Raw genomic sequence first — 221 nt, forward strand, 5'->3', positions numbered from 1 at the left:
GGCACCGACCTGAGCGCGGGCGGCCTGACCAGCGACGGCAGCCTGGAGATGTCCGGCGCCGGCGGCACCGCGGGCGACATCGTCAAGCTGTACGACGGCACCACCCTGATCGGCTCCACCGTGGTCGGCGCGGACGGCAGCTGGAGCATTCCGGCCGACCTGAGCGGCGACGGCGAGCACGCGCTGAGCGCCAGCTTCACCGATGCGGCGGGCAACGAGAG

The 221-nt window shown here is 73.3% G+C and carries 1 protein-coding gene; it reads left to right on the forward strand.

The window, feature by feature from the left end; translation table 11 throughout:
- A partial coding sequence (locus MXF20_RS23335; protein WP_325971651.1) for an Ig-like domain-containing protein occupies nucleotides 1–221 on the forward strand: 221 nt, incomplete at both ends.

This window comes from Pantoea dispersa, from assembly GCF_035783935.1.
GTDB lineage: Bacteria > Pseudomonadota > Gammaproteobacteria > Enterobacterales > Enterobacteriaceae > Pantoea > Pantoea dispersa_C.